We start from the raw sequence: 18,800 nt of genomic DNA, 5'->3' as shown, positions 1-18,800 counted from the left end.
ACAAAACCGCGCAGTTCAGCGCAGTTTGATGCGTTTGATGTTTGGCGACCAGCCGTTGATCGTATCGTGCACCTGAATGCCGATTTCAGTCACATCCGCCGGAATGCGTACGTTGGATAGCGACCGTGTGAACGGCTGTTCGTCGACATGGGGGTGCGCAAGATCGCGGGTGCCCAAGTCCTTGCCGTTGGCATCAATGATACGCCATGCATCAGCGTAGTCGTCCCAGCCCTTGTCGTCGTGTTTGATCGTCACGTCAAAGCGCCAAAGATCGCCGGATTGGGACATGTTGACGTTCTGCACAACAGGAACATCGGCCAGGGCCGGGGCTGCAACGCATAAAAGAAAGATTAGGCTACGAATTAACATGGGATTAACCCTTGTGAAGGACGAAGGACATATAGCGCCTCGCGGCACCCTTCCAAGGGATTCGCTGTCACGATGTAATATTTGCTTGTTCACTGGCCCGATGCGTTGCGCAATTACACCAGTGCGCAGGGGGTCAACGCCCACTATTTTGGTGGGCTGTCGCTGGAGGAAGCGGACGTTCAAACTCAGGGTTGCTTGTCAATTTGATAAATTGGTCATATAATTTTACCAACTTGGAGGAGCAGCCATGGAAATGCCGATTCCCGATGCGGGTGTTATGGGCCGCAAGGCGCGTGTGGTGGCACGGCTGCGGGATGTTCTGCCCACCACGGCAGTGATCGACGACATTCGCCAGACCCGCGCCTATGAATGCGACGCGCTGACCGCCTACAAATGCCCGCCCATGGTTGTCACTCTGCCCAGCAGCACCGCAGAAGTCTCTGCCGTGTTGCGCATCTGCTTTGAGGAAGGCGTGCCTGTGGTACCGCGCGGGTCCGGCACATCGCTGGCCGGGGGGGCATTGCCGACGGCCGATTGTGTCGTGCTGGGGGTGGCGCGGATGACGCAGGTGCTGGAGACTGATTACGATAACCGCCTGATCCGGGTGCAGACCGGGCGCACCAATCTGAGCGTGACCGGCGCTGTCGAGGCAGACGGTTTTTTCTATGCACCTGATCCGTCGAGCCAGTTGGCCTGTGCCATCGCAGGCAATATCGCGATGAACTCCGGCGGTGCCCATTGCCTGAAATACGGGGTGACCACCAACAACCTGATGGGGGTGACACTGGTTCTTATGGACGGCGAGATCGTCGAGATCGGTGGCGGATATCTGGACGCCGGAGGGTTGGACCTATTGGGTGTGATCTGCGGCTCGGAGGGACAATTGGGTGTCGTGACAGAGGCGACCCTGCGCATCCTGCCCAAACCCGAGGGCGCGCGTCCGGTCCTGATGGGGTTTGACGACAACGAGGTGGCCGGGGCCTGTGTGTCGGAGATCATCAAGGCGGGCGTGCTTCCCGTGGCGATCGAATTCATGGACCGGCCCTGTATCGAGGCAACCGAGGCCTTTGCCCATGCCGGATACCCGATGTGCGAGGCCCTGCTGATTGTTGAGGTTGAGGGGTCGGATGCGGAGATTGATCATCAACTTGGACTGATCATGGAAATCGCGCGGCGACATAATCCGGTTGAACTGCGTGAGAGTAAATCGGCAGAGGAATCGGCGGCGATCTGGCTGGGGCGCAAATCGGCCTTTGGGGCGATGGGTCAGATCAACGATTACATGTGTCTGGACGGCACGATCCCGGTCTCGGCCTTGCCGCAGGTGCTGCGGCGGATTGGCGAGATGTCGGCAGAGTATGGGCTGCGGGTTGGCAATGTGTTTCACGCCGGCGACGGCAATATGCATCCGCTGATCCTGTTTGATGCCAACAAGCCCGGCGATCTGGAGCTTTGTGAGGCGTTTGGCGCGGATATTCTGAAACTATGTGTTGAGGTGGGGGGATGTCTGACCGGCGAGCATGGCGTGGGGATCGAAAAGCGCGACCTGATGCATGTGCAGTACGGTTTGGCCGATCTTGAGGCGCAGATGGTGGTGAAGGATGTGTTTGACCCGACGTGGCTGTTGAACCCGGCGAAGGTGTTTCCACTGGACGTGACCGAAGCGCGGCGCGGGGCGGGAGCGGTGGCTGCGGCGTGATATGGGGGCTGTCCCCGGACCGAGACACCTGCTGGGGGCTGGCGGTCTAAACCGAGACGCCTGCTTTGGGAAAGCCCCCCAAACCGAGATATTTATTGGGGGGCCAGCCCCCCAAACCCCCCGGGAATATTAGGACCAAAAAGAGAATGAAGATCAGCGACGAGGCAGAGTTGGTGGCGGCGGTGCGCGGGGCTGGCGGGGCTTTTTCCGTGCGTGGCGGCAATACGCGCGGCATGGCGGGGCCGGGGGCGGCGCTGTCTTTGGCCGGGCTGCGTGGGATCACGCTGTACGAGCCGGGCGCGCTGACGCTGGTGGCGCGGGCAGGGACGCCGGTGACCGAGATTGTTTCGGCGCTGGATGCCGAGGGGCAGCGGCTGGCGTTCGAGCCGATGGACCACCGCGGGGTGCTGCAACGTGGAGGGGAGCCTACCATCGGTGGTGTCTTTGCCGCCAATGTCAGCGGGCCGCGGCGGATCGCGGTGGGTGCGGCGCGGGATTTCCTGCTGGGGGTTCGGTTTGTCGATGGCCGGGGCGAGGTGATCAAGAATGGTGGGCGGGTGATGAAGAACGTCACCGGCTATGATTTGGTCAAGCTGATGGCGGGGTCGTTCGGCACCTTAGGTGTGTTGAGCGAGGTATCGTTTAAGGTTTTGCCCAAACCCGAGACGCAGGCGACTTTGGTGTTGCATGGTCTTGAGGATGCTGCGGCAGTGGCGGCGATGACGCGTGCCATGGGCAGCCCTTATGATGTCACCGGCGCCGCGCATGATCCAGCGGCGGGGCGGACCATGGTGCGGGTCGAAGGGTTTGAAGCCTCGGTACGGTATCGTTTGGGCCGATTGCGGCTGTGGTTGGCAGATTGCGGGGCCGAGATGTCGGTGCTGGAAGATGCAGCGACGGTAGAATGCTGGCGCGCGCAGCGCGATTTGCTTGCATTTCAAGGGGTGCCGGGCGACATCTGGCGGGTGTCGTGCCGCCCCACGCAAGGCGCCGAGATTGCCGCGCGCGCAGGGGCCGAGGCGCATCTGTTTGATTGGGCCGGTGGACTGGTCTGGCTGGCGATGCCCGCGGGCTGTGACCTGCGCAGCCGCTTGGGGTATTATGATGGTCATGCGACCCTGATCCGGGCGGACGCGGCCACATTGGCCGCGCGGGGCCGGTTTGAGCCTGAGAGCGCCGGGGTGGCGCGCCTGAGCGCCGGGTTGCGGGCGCGGTTTGATCCGTCGGGCATATTCAATGCGGGGCTGATGCAGGACGTGACATGACGCTGACAGTTGTTTTTCTGATCATCTTTCTGGTGGGGCCGATGGTTTTTCAGCGGTTGACGGCACCCAAGCCCGGCATCAGGGCCCTGCGGCTGCTGGCGGTGTTCTGCATCGGATGTTTCGCGGCGGCGGTGATGCTGCGCTATCTGGGCAGCGCGCGCTGGGGCGGCAGCCCATTGTTCATCGGTGTCTGGATCGCGCTGGTCTGGGGGGCGTGGATCGCCGCGATTGCGCTGGTTGTCCAGGCGTTGCGGCGGGCCGATCCCGGTCTGAAGATGCAGCGTTGGACATCTGCAGTCGGTGCGGCCGGTACCACGGTGCCATGGTTCGGCCTGGTCTTTGCCGAGTTGATGCGCGGCTAGAACTTTCATTCATTCACGACCGGAGCAGAGATGCAGACCACATTTACCGTCGATCAACTACGCGATCCTGAGATACGGCGCAGCAATGACATCTTGCGCGCCTGTGTGCATTGCGGATTTTGCACAGCGACCTGTCCGACCTATCAGGTGCTGGGCGACGAGTTGGACAGCCCGCGGGGGCGTATTTATCTGATCAAGGATATGCTGGAGAACGACCGTGATCCGGATGCCAAGACGGTCAAACACATCGACCGCTGCTTGTCCTGTCTGGCCTGCATGACGACCTGCCCGTCGGGGGTGCATTACATGCATCTGGTCGACCACGCCCGTGCCTATATCGAACAACGCTACAAGCGGCCTTTCAGTGACCGGGCGCTGCGGTGGCTGCTGGCGCGCATCTTGCCCTATCCGATGCGGTTTCGGGTTGCGTTGCTGGGGGCGAAGATCGGGCGGCCGTTTGCGCGGCTTATGCCGGATGCGCGGTTGCGCGCGATGTTGGAAATGGCGCCAAAGGTGATCCCGCCCGTCAGCCGCAACGACGATCCGCAGACGTTTGCCGCGCAGGGGGCACGCAAGCGCCGGGTGGTGCTGATGACCGGTTGCGCGCAAAAAGCGCTGAACACGGATATCAACGATGCAACGATCCGGCTGCTGACGCGGGCGGGCTGCGAGGTGGTGGTGGCCAAGGGGGCGGGCTGTTGTGGCGCGCTGACACATCACATGGGCAAGACAGGCGAAAGCCATGCCGCCGCCGCGCGCAACATCAAGGCGTGGTGCGCCGAGATGGACGGCGAGGGGATCGATTCGATTGTGATCAACACTTCGGGCTGCGGCACGACGGTTAAGGACTACGGCCATATGTTCCGCAATGATCCTCTGGCGGCAGATGCCGCGCGGGTGGCGGCATTGGCGCAGGATATTTCGGAACTGCTGGTCACGCTTGATCTGCCACAATCTGGCCAAACTCCAGATCACGCCGGTTTGGTTGTGGCCTATCATGCGGCGTGTTCATTGCAGCACGGCCAGCAGATCAAGACCCACCCCAAGACGCTGTTGAAACAGGCGGGTTTTACCGTGGTTGAACCGGCAGACAGCCATCTGTGCTGTGGCTCTGCCGGGACATATAACCTGATGCAGCCAGAGATTTCGCAGCAGTTGAAAGTGCGTAAAGTCAATACGTTGGAGGAGAAGTCGCCCGATATCATTGCAGCAGGCAACATAGGCTGCATGATGCAGATCGGGTCGGGCACGCGGGTGCCTGTGGTGCATAGTGTCGAACTGCTGGATTGGGCGACGGGTGGTCCGAAACCGCCGGCCCTGACCAAGGGGCGGGATCAGGCTCCTGAAATTCCGCGCCTGCGTTAACCAAATTGCCCTATTTCTGCCGCAACTCGTCTGTATCGCACAGGGGTAGCTTGAACTTGAGGTGATATTTTGCGGCGCTTGCTGGCTCTTTCCTTGATGGCGATGTTCATCACTTCGACAGCGGGTGCGCAGGATGCGCCGCTCAAACGGCTTGATAGTGGCGTTGATGCCGCTGCCTGGGAAGCCGTGGGGCGGCTGGACCTTGGGGGGACCGGTTTTTGCACCGGGGCGCTGATTGCGCCGCGTTTGGTGCTCACGGCGGCACATTGCCTATTTGACCGCGACACAAAGCAGCGGATCGACCACGCCAAGGTGCAGTTTCTGGCCGGGTGGCGAAACGGGCGGGCCGGCGCGTACCGCAATATTCGCCGGGCGGTGGTACATCCCGATTATGTCTATGACGGTGATGTTTCATCACGCCGCGTGCGTAATGATCTGGCGCTGCTGGAGCTTGAGCGTCCGATCCAGAACACGACGATACAGCCGTTCAGTACAGCCGCCCGGCCCCGGCCTGGCGACAGTGTAAGCGTCGTCAGCTATGCTCGCGACCGCGCCGAGGCGCCGTCGTTGCAGGAGGTCTGCAAGGTTCTGGCCCAGCAGGAGGGGGTACTGGTCACCTCGTGTTCGGTTGATTTCGGATCAAGCGGCGCGCCGATATTCAGTTTTGTCAACGGGGTGCCGCAGATCGTTTCCGTGGTGTCGGCCATGGCCGAGGTCGAGGGCGAACATGTGTCGCTGGGTACGGCACTGGGCGCGCCGCTGGCGTTGTTGCAGGCCGAGCTGGTGGCGGGCAAGGGTGTGTTCCTAGAGGCAGGCCCCGCAAGCAAGCGCATTTCCGTGGGCGAGCAGCATCAGACCGGCGCCAAATTTGTCCGGCCTTGAGGGGTCTTGAAAGCGGTTAATTCTATTCCCACATGAGTTGAGCCGGGGTGCCTAATAGGGCTTCGGCGTTTGTAAAAGCGGGTCTGTCCAATGGTGGAAGGCCCGATATGTCAATCGCTCAAAGATGAGGATGAACACATGCGTACATTTGATTTTGCACCGCTCTATCGGTCCAGCGTTGGTTTCGACCAGATCGCCAGCATGATGGACCGGGCGCTGACCAATGATGGGGCAACCCCCAGCTATCCCCCCTACAATATCGAAAAACTTGATGGTGATGCCTATCGCATTTCGATTGCTGTTGCCGGTTTCGCCGATGGGGATCTAAGCGTTGAAGTGCGCGAAAAGGCCCTGATCGTATCGGCCCGCAAGGCGGATGAGGATGAGCAAAAGACCTATCTGCATCGCGGCATTGCCACCCGCGCGTTCGAGCGTCGGTTCCATCTGGCCGATCACGTGCAGGTCACAGGTGCGGCCCATGCCAATGGCATGTTGCACATCGAGTTGGAGCGGCAGGTGCCAGAGGCGCTGAAGCCGCGTCAGATCCAGATCGCGTCTGATGTGAAGGCGATCGAGAAGGATGTGGTTGACAGCAAAGCTGTGAACTAAGGTCTGACCTCCCCCAGACCAAGGAAGGCCCGCCGTTTTGGCGGGCCTTTGTTGTTGGTAACTCAGCCCGGAACAAGCGAAGCGCCGGGCCATCGCCTGCCCGCCCCACGGGGAGGCGATTTGGTGAGGCGGGGATCAAGTTTGATAGAGCGCGCCAAGGCTGCGCCATAAAGTGGGACGGAACACCGTTTGAGATCGCCACCCCACGGGCAGGCGGTGGCCCTCTCCCTCCTCACTCCCCCGACAGGCTGGCCGCGAGGCGCATCAGTTGCACCGCTTCGGCGCGGTAGCCGAAGGGGTCATCCCCCTTTGTTGCATTCGCTAGCGCGATGGCCTCGGCATAGGACCATTTGCCCAAATAGCCGTCGTCGCGAAGCAATTGACCAAAGCCTGCGATGGCGGCGGCAAATCCGGGTTCGGCGCTGGTATCCGCTGGTATCCGCGCTTCGATAAGCTGGCTTTCCTCCGCCCCAGGTGCCTTGTACCGCAAGCGCAGGAACCCCAGTTCATCGGTGGTATCTGGCGTCTGTCCCCCGGCGCCATAGCGCAGCGGATCGTTCAGAACTGCGGGTGATCCGACGGGTGTGACCTCGTACAATGCGGTTACCTGATGGCCCGCGCCAATATCCCCGGCATCGACCTTGTCATTGTTGAAATCTTCGCGGCGCAGGACGCGGGTCTCATAGCCGATCAGCCGGTATTCTGCGATTTGGTTAGGGTTGAATTCGACCTGGATTTTCACGTCGTTGGCGATGGGGAACAGCGCCCCGGTAAGTTGATCAACCAGCACCTTCTGCGCCTCGGCCAACGTGTCGATATAAGCGGCGATGCCGTTGCCGTTCTGGGCCAGCGCCTGCATCGTCGCATCGTCCAGATTGCCCCGTCCAAAGCCTAGGACCGACAGGTAGGTGCCGCTGTCACGCTTGTCCGCGATGTAGTCTTTCAGCGCGTCCGGGTTCGCTAGGCCGACGTTGAAATCCCCGTCGGTGGCCAGAATCACGCGGCTGATCTCGCCGTCCTTGGCCATTGCTGCGGCGGTGGCATAGGCATGTTGCAGCCCGGCCTCTCCGGCGGTTGACCCACCTGCGTCGAGCATATCAAGCGCTGCGAGGATAGTTGTGCTGTCACTTGCAGGTGTGGGGGCAAGGACCTGTCCGGCAGAACCTGCGTAGGTGACAATGGATACCTCATCCTCGGGGCGCAACTGGCCCAGCATCAAGCGGAAGCTCTGTTTCAGCAGCGGCAGCTTGTCGGGATTGTTCATCGAACCGGAGGTGTCGATCAGAAACACCAGGTTGAGCGGTGCGCGATCAGCGATGTCGGGCAGCGCGCCTTGCAGGGCGATCTGCACCAGTTGGGTGTCAGGGTTCCACGGTGTCTGGCTGACCGAAACGGTGGGTAAGAAGGCGGTGCCGTCGGTGGGTGCCGCGTAGTCGTAGGGGAAATAGTTTACCATCTCTTCGATCCGCACGGCATCGCGCGGCGGCATCTGGCCGTGGGTCAACGCGTTTCGGATCACGGCGTAGGATGCGGTGTCGACGTCGATGGAAAAGGTCGAAACCGGGGTTTCGCTGGTGATCTGCACCGGGTTCGTATCGGCGTTGGCAAAGGCTTCGGTATCGGGCTGAGGTGTTGGGCGCATGTCGTCTAGAACGACGGGGGGCGCGTATGACTCTTGGGCCACGATCGCGCCAGACGCGACGCTGTCTGCGGGGGCGGCCCGCTTGGCGCGCGGCGCGGGGGCGACGGTGGTGGGGGCGGGCGCATGGTTTTGCAAGCTGCTGTTCAGGTCGCCGCGCTGCGTCTCTTCCTCGGCCATTTCGACGGCTGGTGGTTCAGGCGCAGGCAGCGGCGTAGGTTCAAAGGTGCCGCCACGGCCCGCATCATTTTGCAACATGCCGTCCAGCGGCAAGAAGGCCACCAGGCCAACGGCAACGATGGCGGTTGAGGCTGTCAGGCCCGCGCGGGAGGTGAGGGTGTTCAACATGGTTTTCGCTCCTGTCCAAAGGCCCGTCATTGGGCGATTGGAAGTAGGACGCGCCCCGGTCGGCGATCCTTGGAGCGTTTCGAAGTTTTTCTGCGCGAGGGTCAGATTTTCCGCTCGGCGGGCGGCGTCGGGGCGCGGGGTGGCGGCGTCCATCATCGCCTTGAGATCGTCCAGCTCGTCGTTCATGTGTCGTCCTCCGCGCGCAGCTGCGCCAGATGTTTCTTGGCCTGAGAGATGCGCCAACTGACCGTGCCTTCGGAAATACCCAGCACGCTGCCCGCTTGTGCATGGGTCATGTCGTCCAGCACCAACGCCAGTGTGTCGCGCAGATCGTCGGGCAACGCGCACATGGCGCGGGTCAGCCAGTCGACGGCTTCGGCGGTTTCGGCGTTTGCGGCCTGACGGTTCACCTCCCAATCGCCCCAACCGCTGGCGGCGCGGGCATGGGTTGCGGCGCGGCGGCGGCGGTCGTGAGCGGCGTTGACGGCAAGTCGGTAGAGCCAGGTGGTAAAGGCCGCATCACCACGATAGCTGCGCAGTTTGGCGGGCAGGGCGGCGCAGATATCTTGCGTCAAATCTTCGGCGTCTGCCTGCGATCCGGTCAGGCGAAAGACCAGTCGGAATAGCCGATCATATTGCCGGTCCAATAGCGTGGCAAAGGCGGCGGCATCGCCCCCCGCTGCGGCAAGTGCCAAAGAGGTGTCCTCGGGTGTCATCAACATCACCTACGTATGACGCGGGCCAGCCGTCAATCCTTGGGTGTGTGCGGAAAAAATTTGCGGCCAACGAAATCTAAATGATTTGGCGGCAGTTTACGGCAACACCACCAGAAGGGGGCGTCATGCAAAGCGGGCGAATTTTTTGGGCATTGCTAATGATGCCCGGCATTTTGCCGCAGCTTGCGGTGGCCGAGGCTGTTTCGCTGTTCAGCGCGCAGATGGCACCGCGTGGTGGGTTGTATCAAGCCAGCGTGTCGCCGGACGGCGCGGGTATGAGTTCGAGCCTGTTTATCGGACGTAGCGGTGCCAGCCTGTTTGCGGATCGCCCCGCCCATGACCCCGTTTATGCCGATGATGCGGCAATTGGTGATGGAGGTAGGGATGTTGACGTCATCCGTCATCTGATCGGGCAGGCGGAATCGCGGCGTGATGGCTATGACGCTGTGCAGCACGGCGCGCGGATCAAACCGCCGAAAAGGCCGACACAGATGACCGTGGCCGAAATCTATGCATGGATCGCAGCCACACCGGGCCAGCCGCATGCCATAGGGCGCTATCAATTCATTCCCAAAACGCTGGAGCGGGTGGTGAACAAACTGGGCGTTGATCCGGCACAGCGGTTTTCAAAGCGGATGCAGGATCGGCTTGCTGATGTTTTGCTGGCCGAGGCGGGATTGAACCGGGTGCGTGCGGGCGAAATCAGCCGCCTTGCGTTCATGAACAACCTTGCAAAGATATGGGCAGGACTGCCCAACAGTAGCGGCAAGTCGCATTATGACGGGTATGCAGGCAACAAGGCGTCGATGACATGGGCGCGCTTTGATGCCGCGATGATGACGGCGTTTCCGGGATAATCGCGGAGCTGTCTTACCTTGTTGGGCGCAGTGTCGTTGCCCCGGAAATTCTTGTCACCTGTAGTGATCGGGTTTGCTGCACTGCGTCTACCGGGCTGACATTTCTGTAGCGTGCGCAGTCGGGCAGTTGCGCAGTGGGCAGAGATGCGTTACTCCACATAAATGTTATGATATAACATATCGAATCACATGGCCGCTTGGCCACATCTGGAGTATCCATATGAAAAACCCAGTCGCAAAACAGATCAGCGCCCTGACCATTGGCGCGCTTTTGGTGTTCTCGGCCCCTGTCAGTGCTGAAACCAAATCTGACACCACAACCAGTGAGAGTGCCAAGCACGACCATGGTTCTGACGACATCTACAAAGGCTACTTTGACGATTCCCAGATCAAGGACCGCGCGCTGTCCGACTGGGCGGGCGACTGGCAGTCAGTCTATCCCTTTTTGCAAGATGGCACGCTGGATGGCGTGATGCAGCACAAGGCCGAACACGGCAAAAAGACCGCCGAAGAGTACAAAGCCTATTATGACGTCGGATATGCCACGGACGTGGACCGCATTTTGATCGAGGGTGACGCAGTCACATTCTTCCGCGATGGCACACCGGTGCAGGCGCAATACGAAAATGACAGCTATGCGGTGTTGAATTACGAAAAGGGCAATCGCGGTGTACGCTTTGTCTTTGAAAAAGTGAGTGGCGACGATGCCGCTCCGGGTTTCATTCAGTTCAGTGACCACCGCATCGCCCCAGACAGGGCCGATCATTATCACCTTTATTGGGGCGATGATCGTGCGGCGTTGTTGGAAGAGCTGACCAATTGGCCAACATATTTCCCAGCAGACCTGAGTGGCGCGGACATCGCGGCGGAAATGCAGGCGCACTAATGTGAGAGGTTGTGGCCTGACTCATGGGAAATATTCGTGATGAGTCAGGCCCGCAGCCTTGGGATAGGTGTGGTGGCGCTCATGGGCAGGCAGGACAACATGCGCAGCAGCCTAAAGCGGCGGCGACGGCAGGGCGATGGCATGGCGTCCTATGATCGGCTTCCGCCAAGGCTTCGTGCTTGGCTGGCGCAGGCGGCCTTGCCGTGGTCGCCGCAGTCGGCGCACCGCGTCTGGTGCAGGGCGCTGGAAAAATGCGGTGGGGATACAGAGCAGGCAATCCATCGCCTGACACGCGCAGAGCGGGACATGCTGGCGCGGGACAGGCATTCGGCCCGTCCCGCTATCGTGTTTTAGACGCTCATGCAGATGTATTTCATCTCCAGATAGTCTTCGATGCCGTGGTGGCTGCCTTCGCGGCCAAGGCCGGATTGCTTTACCCCGCCGAAGGGTGCAACTTCGGTCGAGATGATCCCGGTGTTCACGCCAACGATGCCGTATTCCAACGCTTCGGCCACCTTGTACACACGGCTCAGGTCTTTGGCATAGAAGTAGGAGGCGAGACCAAAGATCGTGTCATTTGCCATTGCGATCACCTCGTCCTCGTCTTCGAACTTGAACAGCGGTGCCATCGGGCCAAAGGTTTCTTCGGTCGCGACTTTCATGTCTTGGGTGACGCCCGTGACGATGGTGGGCGCCAAGAAGTTGCCATCCATCGAACCATCGTTGCCCAGCACCACGGTGCCGCCCTTGGCCACCGCATCTTCGATGTGCTCGCGTACCTTTTCACCGGCGGCGGAGTTGATCAGCGGACCAAGGTCCACGCCATCCTCAAAGCCGTCACCGACCTTCATCTGTTTGACCCGCGCGGTCAGGCGTTTGGCAAATTCGTCGTAGACGCCCGCCTGCACATAGATCCGGTTGGCGCAGACGCAGGTCTGGCCGTTGTTGCGGAATTTACACAGGATCGCGCCTTCGACGGCAGCATCGAGATCGGCATCGTCAAACACGATGAACGGCGCGTTGCCGCCCAGTTCCATTGAGCATTTCATTACCTGGTCGGCGGCCTGCTTCAACAGGATGCGGCCCACTTCGGTGGAGCCTGTGAAGGTGAGTTTGCGCACGGCGGGGTTTTCGCAGAATTCCTTGCCCACGGCAGAGGAGGACGACGAAGGCACCACGTTGAACACACCTGCGGGGATGCCGGCGCGTTCGGCCAGTACGCCCATGACGATGGCCGACAAAGGTGTTTCCGCAGCAGGGCGCGCAACAAAGGCGCAGCCAGCAGCCAGTGCTGGTGCGGCCTTGCGGGTGATCATCGCGTTGGGAAAATTCCACGGTGTGATCGATGCCGCGACACCGATAGGCTGTTTGATCACGGTGATGCGTTTGTCACGCTGGTGGCCGGGAATGGTTTCGCCGTAGATGCGTTTGGCCTGTTCGCCAAAGAATTCGATGAAGGACGCGCCATAGGCAACTTCGCCCTTGGCTTCGGCCAAAGGCTTGCCCTGCTCTGCGGTCAGGATCGCACCCAGATCGGCCTGGTTTTCCATCATCAGATCGAACCATTTGCGCATCACGGCGGCACGTTCCTTGCCGGTCCATTTGGCCCATTCTTTTTGGGCGGCTTCGGCCTGTGCGATGGCACCGGCGACTTGGGCGCGCGACAGGTTGGCGACCTTGGCGATGACATCGCCACGTGCCGGATTGGTTACGTCAAAGGTGCCATCGTCGCCATCCACCCATTCACCGCCGATATAGGCGCGGGTTTCCAGCAGGCTGGGGTCTTTTAGCTTCGATTTCAGATCAGTTTTAGCATCGGTCATTGGGTCTCTCCGCTATTGTCTATGGCACCCAAAGCAACAACGGGTATGATTGTCCAGTTCCACTTTGCGACGAAACCCGGTTGGGAGACCTTAGATGAAGCTTGATGATGCCTATGCCAACGCCGCCTATATCGACGGGGCAGACAGTTTTCCGCCGCGTTGGCAGCAAGAGGCGGCCGCGTTCCGCGATGGTTTGGGCGCGCGCGCGCAAATCGGTGTGCGCTATGGTCCGTCTGACCGGCAGCTGTTTGATTTCTTTCAGCCGGAGGGCGTTTCGCGCGGCACGGTAGTTTTTGTACATGGCGGCTATTGGAAGGCCTTCGACAAAAGCTATTGGTCGCATTTGGCCGCTGGGCCGCTGAGCCGTGGCTGGGCGGTGGCGATGCCATCGTATGACCTGTGCCCCGATGTGCGTATTTCCGACATTTCCATGCAGATCGCGGCAGCGTTGACCGAGGTAGCAAACCGCACACAGGGAACCATTGTTCTTGTCGGTCATTCCGCCGGGGGGCATCTGGTGGCGCGAATGATGGATCCGCTGCTGCTGCCCGGCGAGGTGCGCGGGCGCGTGACGCGCATCGTGTCAATCTCTCCTGTGGCCGATTTGGCGCCGTTGATGCAGACTGAAATGAACGAAATATTGCGTATCGATGAGGCCGAAGCCGAAGCCGAAAGCCCGATCAACATGAGCCCGCCGCATGGGGTCGACGTCACGGTGTGGGTTGGGGCGAATGAGCGCCCGGCATTTCTGGAACAGGCCGAGAAATTCGCCCGTACCTGGGGCGCACGTCAGGTGGTGGCCGAGGGGCAGCATCACTTTGATGTGATAGACCCGCTGGCAGAGCCTGACAGCGACATGACCAAGGCGTTGCTGGGCAGTTGAGCCGAGGCGCAGGCCTAGGCCAACGCGGGTTTGCCGTTGCGTCGAAGCCGGTCCATCAGACGGTTTTGTTGCGCGTGTTTTAACAGGGGCCGTGCGGTGACCCAAGCGTCTGCCTGGGCCATTAGCGCGGGAAACAGCGCCGCGATTTCCTCAAGCGCCGCCCTGGGCAGGCGTTTGCGGGTTTCGGTGCCCAGGTACAGGGTTTCGGCAGGCACCCCGTTGGCATAGACAATTTCATGGGTGTCACACAGAAAATGCCAGTAGGTGACAAAACCCATGTCGGTGGCGTCTTCTACGCCCGGCAGGGCAGTCAGCTTGCGCGCTGCGATCAGAATCTCGGCCCGTCCAGTCATCTTTTCGGCGATGGAATTGCGCAGCATGATCCGATGCTGCCGCGATACGGTCAGCCTGCGGGTCGGCAGGCCGTGACCCAATGCCCCCGCCGCAATATGCACTGGCTGCATCGGGCCGATTGCCGGCACCGTCCGTCCGCCGATCCAGCGGATCGTCTGAACGCCGTGGTCGAGGGTGATCACGCTGTCGCCCGCCGTGAGCGTTTCCACGGCGCGCGCACCTTCGGGGGTGTCGATCATGGTGCCCGCGGCGAAGCAAACCGCAAAATTGGTGGCTTGGCGGTCGCCCGTCAGGCCCGAATAGTTATTGCCCTCAAGCGAGTTGAGCCGCAGCGAACGGATAGGTCCGGCCTGCAGCGCGGTTTGGTCTGAATTGTTGGAAAACTCGGGGGCGAGGTAGGTGTTTCCGGCGGTGTCTTGAAATATCACAGCGGTGATATTGGCCGTGGTGCCATTGGTATAGGTGATCGTCGCGTTGTAGATCGCGCTGGCATCAAAGGTCTGGTTTGGCCCGCCGTTGATGCGAAACCGTTCATTGGCTAGGTTGTTGTTCTGATCATAGGCTGTGCTGGTGCCGCCGCCGAAACCCCCCGTGCCGGGCGAAAACTGCTGTACCTGTTCCCACAGGGGGTCGTGCACGGTGCCCATCGTCCGCCCGACAAGCGAGCTGGCGTTTTCCGCGATCGTATTGCCCTCTGTAGGGTCAATACTGGCAAATGTGCCCAAGCTGATCACATTGAAGGTAGTAGGCATCGCGCGCACCCGAAACTGGCCTGATTTGAGCGCCAGTAATGACGGGGCAATTGGGGCAATTTTGGACAAATTGTTGACAACATTGCGCCATTCACCCGTTCATGACCTAAAAGGCAAATAAAGGCGGCGCACGCATGCATGATCGGGCAGTAAATTGACCATGACCGACCCCAAATTGGCAGAATCGATGGGCCGTAACATCCGGCTCTATCCTTGGTTCCGATTCTGTCTGAACCTTCTGTTCTGGCAGGCCATCTGGTTTCTGTTTTTCCAAAGCCGACTGTCTGCTGCAGAAGCGGTGCTGCTGTATGCGATCTACGATATCGGCACCACCGTGCTGGAGGTGCCGTCGGGCTATATGTCCGACAGGTTGGGGCGCAGGTTGACCCTGATCGCTGCGACATTGGCCGGGGCGGCCGGGGTGTCGTTGCTGGCGCTCGGGGATGGTTTCACCGTCTTTGTCGTGGCGCAGATATTGATGGGGGCAAGCGCTGCCTTTGTCTCTGGCACCGACAGCGCGTTTTTATACGAATCCCTGGCGGTGGCAGGCCGGGCAGAAGAGATCGAAGCGCAGGAAACCCGAAGCTGGCGGTTCTCACTGACCGCGCTTGCCCTGTCGGCATTTACGGGTGGGGTCGTGGCGCAATACAGCTATGCCATCGCCTTTGCTGGTGGCGCGGTTGCGCTGGGGATTGCATGCAGCATCGCGTGGCGTTTCACCGAACCACCGCGCGCCGACCAGCAGAGCACGCATATTTCGCTGGCAGAACACGGTGCGCTGATCCGTGCGGCCTTGCGCCGCCCCGTGCTGGCGTGGCTGTTTGCGCTGAGCCTGCTGATGTATGCGTTCAGCCACCTGCCCTTTGTCTTTGGTCAGCCCTTTATCGCGGCAGCACTGGAAACCGTCGGCTGGCAGGACGAGGCGCCGCTGGTCAGCGGTACGGTGTCGGCCATCATGATGATCGTTTCAGTTGGTGCCTCGCTGATCGCGCTCGCCCTGCGCCGACGCTTGGGGTTGGCGCGGATATTGCTGCTGGCATTTGGCATGCAGATCGCACTGATCGCGGTGCTTGCTGCAACACAATCGCTGCTGGCCATCGCCGTGCTGTTTTTGCGTATGGTGCCAAATTCATTCGCCCGCCCCTTTATCATTGCGCGTATGCAGCCGCTGCTTAGCGATGCCGGGCGCGCCACTTTTCTGTCGGTTCAAAGTTTGGGTGGAAGGGTTTTGCTAGCGGGTAGTCTGTTGATTGTATCGCGGCAGTTGCCGGGTGGGGATGCGATGGGATTTGGCGACATTCAGCAGGCGCTGACGTGGTATGTGTTGATCGGCGGGGCGTGTTTTTCCGCACTGCTGGTCACCACCCGCCGCGTGGGGATCGAGCCCCCACAGTAGCGTGCAACCTTCACCCTTTCCAAAAACCACGGCATTTGCGACACTTGGCAAAATTTTGAAGAATACCAGATGTAAATCATCGTAACATTGCCTATATTCACTTTAACATATTGATGGACAGGAGCGTTTTATGGCCAGTTTAGATGCACAGGTTAAGGAATCTCAGACACAGGTAGCGGAGGCGCAAAGCAAAATCGCCGAGTTGACAGGTCGGATCGAAACCGCGCGTGCCAAGCTCAAGACTGGCGATGACGCGATGATCGACATCGAGAATGCGTCGCTTGAGGATGTGCATGCCCATACGGACATCATGAACGCCAATATCGCCGAGTTGATCATGGGGCTGGACGATATCACCGCCGGGTTCAGCCGCGATTTCGACGAGATGCGCAACAAGACCAGTATGGAAACCTTTATCGGTATCTTTTCGCGTGGCAAGGCAGACAGTATGCGCCAGGAGCGCGTGCGCTCTGCCTCTATCGACGATAAATTGCAGGACCTGATCAGCAAGTCCGACGTGATCGTGCAACTGCTAGAAGGGCAGTTGGCAATGCTGGAGGAACAGAAGATCAAGGTCGAAACCAACCTGACCGAAACGCTGGATGAGCGTGAGATGACGGTGGGTGAGCTGGAGGCGATCCGCACCGAGATCGGCGGCATGGACCCGACGATCATCAAGCTGGAGAACGCCATCGCGTCAGAGGCAGACGCGGCCAAACGCACCAAGCTGGAGACTGAACTGGCCGAAGCCAACAGCAAATACAACGCGCTGGTGCAGGACGAGCAGGTTAAGCTGGCGAAATCGCAGACGCTGGAACGCTATATCGAAAAGGGCAAAACCTGGATCGATTCCCTGCAAAATCAGGCGGCTACCCAGATGGTGCTGATCAACAAATTGCAGACAGACACCAAGCAGCGTGTGGTGCTGTATGACGCCCTGACCAAATCGTTGAAAACCGCGCAACAACAGGACGTGGCCCACCGCATCAACGAAATCGGCGTGAAAACCGACCAAGAGGCGCAATCCGCCATGGCAGGGATCGGGGCCGCCACCAACGCGCGGATGGCCGAGATGATGGAAAAACATGAGGACCACATGGTGTTTGCCCGTGAAGTGCTGGAGGCCAAGGCCAAAGCCGACGAACGTTTCGCCCGGCGGTTTGCGGCGATCATCGAAAAGCATGACAGCAATCAGTATGGCGGGTAAGCGGGTAACTGGTCCAGTGCTGTGGCCCCTGGGCTTAATCGCTTTGGCAACTTTCCTGATGATCGTTAGTCCATTTGTTTTTGTACCCAAATGGCTATTACTGCCTTTGTTGGTTGTCGGAGCTTTCTTGGCTCTCGCATTTCGCTTGTATTGGACGTTTGGCGCGTCGACGCGGTCGGAGGGGGAAAAGCAATATGCTATGCGCAAGAGGGTTATCGACGGATTGAAGGCGAAGAATGACTGACCCCGCATCAGACCACATCGGCCTGACCGACACCTTCGCCAGCCGCCGCTACTTCCGCAAGTTTGAGGGCATCATGGCCCATATGCTGCATGTGGCTGGCGTGATGGAGGCGGAGCGAAAACTAAACTCCGACGAGGTTGAAATCCTCACGCGCTATGCCGCCAAGTTGACCCATACGTTCCGCGCGTTGTCCCTCAAGTACCTCATGGTGGGCCGCGAGACTGGGCGTTTTTTCGGCGCGTTGACGATGGACGAGCGTGACAGCGGGTTTCCGGTGGCCGAAGAAATTATGACCATGGCCAATGACGCGCAACAGGCGGCGACGCATCTGGAAAACATGCCATCGACAGAGCGATTGAAAGACCAGATGGTGCAGACCATTTTGGGTGACCGGCAAATCCCCACCAAACTGCAATTCGCCCTGTCGCAGCGGCTATATTACGAAGAATTGGCGCGCGGCGATCTGTTTTGGGTGCGCAATGATCCGCAGGCCGAATGGATCGGCAACGCGCCTGATGGGCGGCGCACATTTCGGCTGCATTGGGCGACCTACGACAGTCAGGTGAACTTGCCGGTGATCTATCTGATGGAGTTGGAGGACACCGGCCGCATCGCCCTGCCCAAGGACGAACGCCGCTGGCCAAATGTGCAGGCGCATCTGAGCGCGCAGGCGCTGGGCGGGTTGAAATTGGTCACCATCGCGCGCGGGTTTGATCAGGATTTTGACGATCTGCATCCCAAACGCCTGCGCCGGTTTCATCTGGGACCGATGTACAGCCATCAATACACCCGCCAAGCCGGGCCGCTGCGCGAGGTGCTGGCCGAGGCGCGGGCACCCGAGGGCCAAGATTGGGCGCTGGTCTGGACCGAAGAGGAATTGATCAGCGACCGGGTGATCGAGGAAAAATCGGGCTGGTTTTCGACGGTGGAGCGCGAGGTTTTTGCGCTTGATCCCTTTGGCATTCAAAACGCCGATCTGGGGGCCACAACCACTGAACGCAGCATCATCCTGCCGCAGCGGCCCTATCAGGTCTTGGAAGAGAAGAATCCGCCCGGTTTTGGGTCGGTGCGGAAATTCGTTGTCAGCCCGCAGGGCCGGGTGTTGCAGTATTAACTTTTGTGCCTTCGGCGAGAATTTATTTGG

At 60.0% G+C, this 18,800-nt stretch carries 18 protein-coding genes; 13 read left to right on the top strand and 5 right to left on the bottom strand.

What is annotated here, in order from left to right; all coding sequences use genetic code 11:
- Window positions 1–15 precede the first annotated feature (15 nt).
- Window positions 16–369 carry a hypothetical protein gene (locus AC1965_RS17450; RefSeq protein WP_483885097.1) on the bottom strand — a complete coding sequence of 118 codons (354 nt, stop codon included), beginning with the start codon at window positions 367–369 and terminating at the stop codon, window positions 16–18.
- 247 nt (window positions 370–616) lie between these two features.
- Between AC1965_RS17450 and AC1965_RS17445 the strand changes: the two genes are divergently transcribed.
- From AC1965_RS17445 to AC1965_RS17420, 6 genes are all read left to right on the top strand, one after another.
- The gene (locus tag AC1965_RS17445) at window positions 617–2,068 is read left to right on the top strand and encodes an FAD-linked oxidase C-terminal domain-containing protein (protein ID WP_483885096.1); all 1,452 of its coding nucleotides are present in this window, start codon (window positions 617–619) and stop codon (window positions 2,066–2,068) included.
- Window positions 2,069–2,214: 146 nt separating this feature from the next.
- A complete protein-coding gene (locus AC1965_RS17440) occupies window positions 2,215–3,333 on the top strand; it encodes an FAD-binding protein (RefSeq protein WP_483885095.1) in 1,119 nt (372 codons plus the stop codon).
- Window positions 3,330–3,695 (top strand): hypothetical protein, encoded by a 366-nt coding sequence (locus AC1965_RS17435; RefSeq protein WP_483885094.1) that lies wholly within the window; start codon window positions 3,330–3,332, stop codon window positions 3,693–3,695. The genes AC1965_RS17440 and AC1965_RS17435 overlap by 4 nt, the downstream gene beginning before the upstream one ends.
- Before the next feature lie 30 nt (window positions 3,696–3,725).
- A complete protein-coding gene (gene glcF, locus AC1965_RS17430; protein WP_483885093.1) occupies window positions 3,726–5,060 on the top strand; it encodes a glycolate oxidase subunit GlcF in 1,335 nt (444 codons plus the stop codon).
- Window positions 5,061–5,156: 96 nt separating this feature from the next.
- On the top strand, window positions 5,157–5,942 hold the full coding sequence (locus AC1965_RS17425) for a trypsin-like serine peptidase (RefSeq protein WP_483887078.1): 786 nt from the start codon (window positions 5,157–5,159) through the stop codon (window positions 5,940–5,942).
- Between the two features lie 138 nt (window positions 5,943–6,080).
- Window positions 6,081–6,551, top strand: coding sequence for an Hsp20 family protein (locus AC1965_RS17420; RefSeq protein ID WP_483885092.1), 471 nt, complete (start codon window positions 6,081–6,083; stop codon window positions 6,549–6,551).
- A gap of 232 nt (window positions 6,552–6,783) precedes the next feature.
- Here the strand turns inward: AC1965_RS17420 and AC1965_RS17415 are convergent, their stop codons facing one another.
- Both AC1965_RS17415 and AC1965_RS17410 read right to left on the bottom strand, forming a co-directional pair.
- The gene (locus AC1965_RS17415) at window positions 6,784–8,724 is read right to left on the bottom strand and encodes a vWA domain-containing protein (RefSeq protein WP_483885091.1); all 1,941 of its coding nucleotides are present in this window, start codon (window positions 8,722–8,724) and stop codon (window positions 6,784–6,786) included.
- On the bottom strand, window positions 8,721–9,254 hold the full coding sequence (locus tag AC1965_RS17410) for an RNA polymerase sigma factor (RefSeq protein WP_483885090.1): 534 nt from the start codon (window positions 9,252–9,254) through the stop codon (window positions 8,721–8,723). The genes AC1965_RS17415 and AC1965_RS17410 overlap by 4 nt, the downstream gene beginning before the upstream one ends.
- A gap of 161 nt (window positions 9,255–9,415) precedes the next feature.
- On the opposite strand from AC1965_RS17410, the gene AC1965_RS17405 reads away from it, so the two are divergent.
- The 3 genes from AC1965_RS17405 to AC1965_RS17395 all read left to right on the top strand — a co-directional run bounded on the left by AC1965_RS17405 (window position 9,416) and on the right by AC1965_RS17395 (window position 11,351).
- Entirely contained in the window at window positions 9,416–10,111 is a 696-nt protein-coding gene (locus AC1965_RS17405) for a lysozyme family protein (protein WP_483885089.1), read from the top strand.
- A gap of 220 nt (window positions 10,112–10,331) precedes the next feature.
- Complete coding sequence (locus AC1965_RS17400; protein ID WP_483885088.1) at window positions 10,332–10,997, top strand: ZinT family metal-binding protein; 666 nt, start codon at window positions 10,332–10,334, stop codon at window positions 10,995–10,997.
- A gap of 39 nt (window positions 10,998–11,036) precedes the next feature.
- The gene (locus AC1965_RS17395; RefSeq protein WP_483885087.1) at window positions 11,037–11,351 is read left to right on the top strand and encodes a DUF6525 family protein; all 315 of its coding nucleotides are present in this window, start codon (window positions 11,037–11,039) and stop codon (window positions 11,349–11,351) included.
- Here AC1965_RS17395 and AC1965_RS17390 read toward each other — a convergent pair.
- The gene (locus AC1965_RS17390) at window positions 11,348–12,820 is read right to left on the bottom strand and encodes an NAD-dependent succinate-semialdehyde dehydrogenase (RefSeq protein ID WP_483885086.1); all 1,473 of its coding nucleotides are present in this window, start codon (window positions 12,818–12,820) and stop codon (window positions 11,348–11,350) included. The two genes, AC1965_RS17395 and AC1965_RS17390, sit on opposite strands and share 4 nt — an antisense overlap.
- 94 nt (window positions 12,821–12,914) lie before the next feature.
- Here AC1965_RS17390 and AC1965_RS17385 point away from each other — a divergent pair, with 94 nt between their 5' ends.
- Window positions 12,915–13,703: an alpha/beta hydrolase gene (locus tag AC1965_RS17385; RefSeq protein WP_483885085.1), complete on the top strand. Its 789-nt coding sequence runs from the start codon at window positions 12,915–12,917 to the stop codon at window positions 13,701–13,703.
- A 14-nt stretch (window positions 13,704–13,717) separates the two neighbouring features.
- On the opposite strand, the gene AC1965_RS17380 is transcribed toward AC1965_RS17385, so the two are convergent.
- Window positions 13,718–14,809 (bottom strand): Hint domain-containing protein, encoded by a 1,092-nt coding sequence (locus AC1965_RS17380; protein WP_483885084.1) that lies wholly within the window; start codon window positions 14,807–14,809, stop codon window positions 13,718–13,720.
- 160 nt (window positions 14,810–14,969) lie between these two features.
- On the opposite strand from AC1965_RS17380, the gene AC1965_RS17375 reads away from it, so the two are divergent.
- The 3 genes from AC1965_RS17375 to AC1965_RS17365 all read left to right on the top strand — a co-directional run bounded on the left by AC1965_RS17375 (window position 14,970) and on the right by AC1965_RS17365 (window position 18,770).
- Entirely contained in the window at window positions 14,970–16,205 is a 1,236-nt protein-coding gene (locus AC1965_RS17375) for an MFS transporter (RefSeq protein ID WP_483885083.1), read from the top strand.
- Between the two features lie 130 nt (window positions 16,206–16,335).
- The gene (locus AC1965_RS17370; protein ID WP_483885082.1) at window positions 16,336–17,412 is read left to right on the top strand and encodes a hypothetical protein; all 1,077 of its coding nucleotides are present in this window, start codon (window positions 16,336–16,338) and stop codon (window positions 17,410–17,412) included.
- Between the two features lie 236 nt (window positions 17,413–17,648).
- Complete coding sequence (locus tag AC1965_RS17365; RefSeq protein WP_483885081.1) at window positions 17,649–18,770, top strand: hypothetical protein; 1,122 nt, start codon at window positions 17,649–17,651, stop codon at window positions 18,768–18,770.
- Window positions 18,771–18,800 lie beyond the last annotated feature (30 nt).

The sequence above is a fragment of the Sulfitobacter sp. KMM 9851 genome, assembly GCF_057178245.1.
This window is presented reverse-complemented; position numbering and strand designations above follow the sequence as displayed.

Coding starts and splice junctions, on each gene's coding strand:
- AC1965_RS17450 (WP_483885097.1), bottom strand. CDS start 369: ATGTTAATTCGTAGCCTAATCTTTCTTTTATGCGTTGCAGCCCCGGCC.
- AC1965_RS17445 (WP_483885096.1), top strand. CDS start 617: ATGGAAATGCCGATTCCCGATGCGGGTGTTATGGGCCGCAAGGCGCGT.
- AC1965_RS17440 (WP_483885095.1), top strand. CDS start 2,215: ATGAAGATCAGCGACGAGGCAGAGTTGGTGGCGGCGGTGCGCGGGGCT.
- AC1965_RS17435 (WP_483885094.1), top strand. CDS start 3,330: ATGACGCTGACAGTTGTTTTTCTGATCATCTTTCTGGTGGGGCCGATG.
- glcF (WP_483885093.1), top strand. CDS start 3,726: ATGCAGACCACATTTACCGTCGATCAACTACGCGATCCTGAGATACGG.
- AC1965_RS17425 (WP_483887078.1), top strand. CDS start 5,157: ATGGCGATGTTCATCACTTCGACAGCGGGTGCGCAGGATGCGCCGCTC.
- AC1965_RS17420 (WP_483885092.1), top strand. CDS start 6,081: ATGCGTACATTTGATTTTGCACCGCTCTATCGGTCCAGCGTTGGTTTC.
- AC1965_RS17415 (WP_483885091.1), bottom strand. CDS start 8,724: ATGAACGACGAGCTGGACGATCTCAAGGCGATGATGGACGCCGCCACC.
- AC1965_RS17410 (WP_483885090.1), bottom strand. CDS start 9,254: ATGACACCCGAGGACACCTCTTTGGCACTTGCCGCAGCGGGGGGCGAT.
- AC1965_RS17405 (WP_483885089.1), top strand. CDS start 9,416: ATGCCCGGCATTTTGCCGCAGCTTGCGGTGGCCGAGGCTGTTTCGCTG.
- AC1965_RS17400 (WP_483885088.1), top strand. CDS start 10,332: ATGAAAAACCCAGTCGCAAAACAGATCAGCGCCCTGACCATTGGCGCG.
- AC1965_RS17395 (WP_483885087.1), top strand. CDS start 11,037: ATGAGTCAGGCCCGCAGCCTTGGGATAGGTGTGGTGGCGCTCATGGGC.
- AC1965_RS17390 (WP_483885086.1), bottom strand. CDS start 12,820: ATGACCGATGCTAAAACTGATCTGAAATCGAAGCTAAAAGACCCCAGC.
- AC1965_RS17385 (WP_483885085.1), top strand. CDS start 12,915: ATGAAGCTTGATGATGCCTATGCCAACGCCGCCTATATCGACGGGGCA.
- AC1965_RS17380 (WP_483885084.1), bottom strand. CDS start 14,809: ATGCCTACTACCTTCAATGTGATCAGCTTGGGCACATTTGCCAGTATT.
- AC1965_RS17375 (WP_483885083.1), top strand. CDS start 14,970: ATGACCGACCCCAAATTGGCAGAATCGATGGGCCGTAACATCCGGCTC.
- AC1965_RS17370 (WP_483885082.1), top strand. CDS start 16,336: ATGGCCAGTTTAGATGCACAGGTTAAGGAATCTCAGACACAGGTAGCG.
- AC1965_RS17365 (WP_483885081.1), top strand. CDS start 17,649: ATGACTGACCCCGCATCAGACCACATCGGCCTGACCGACACCTTCGCC.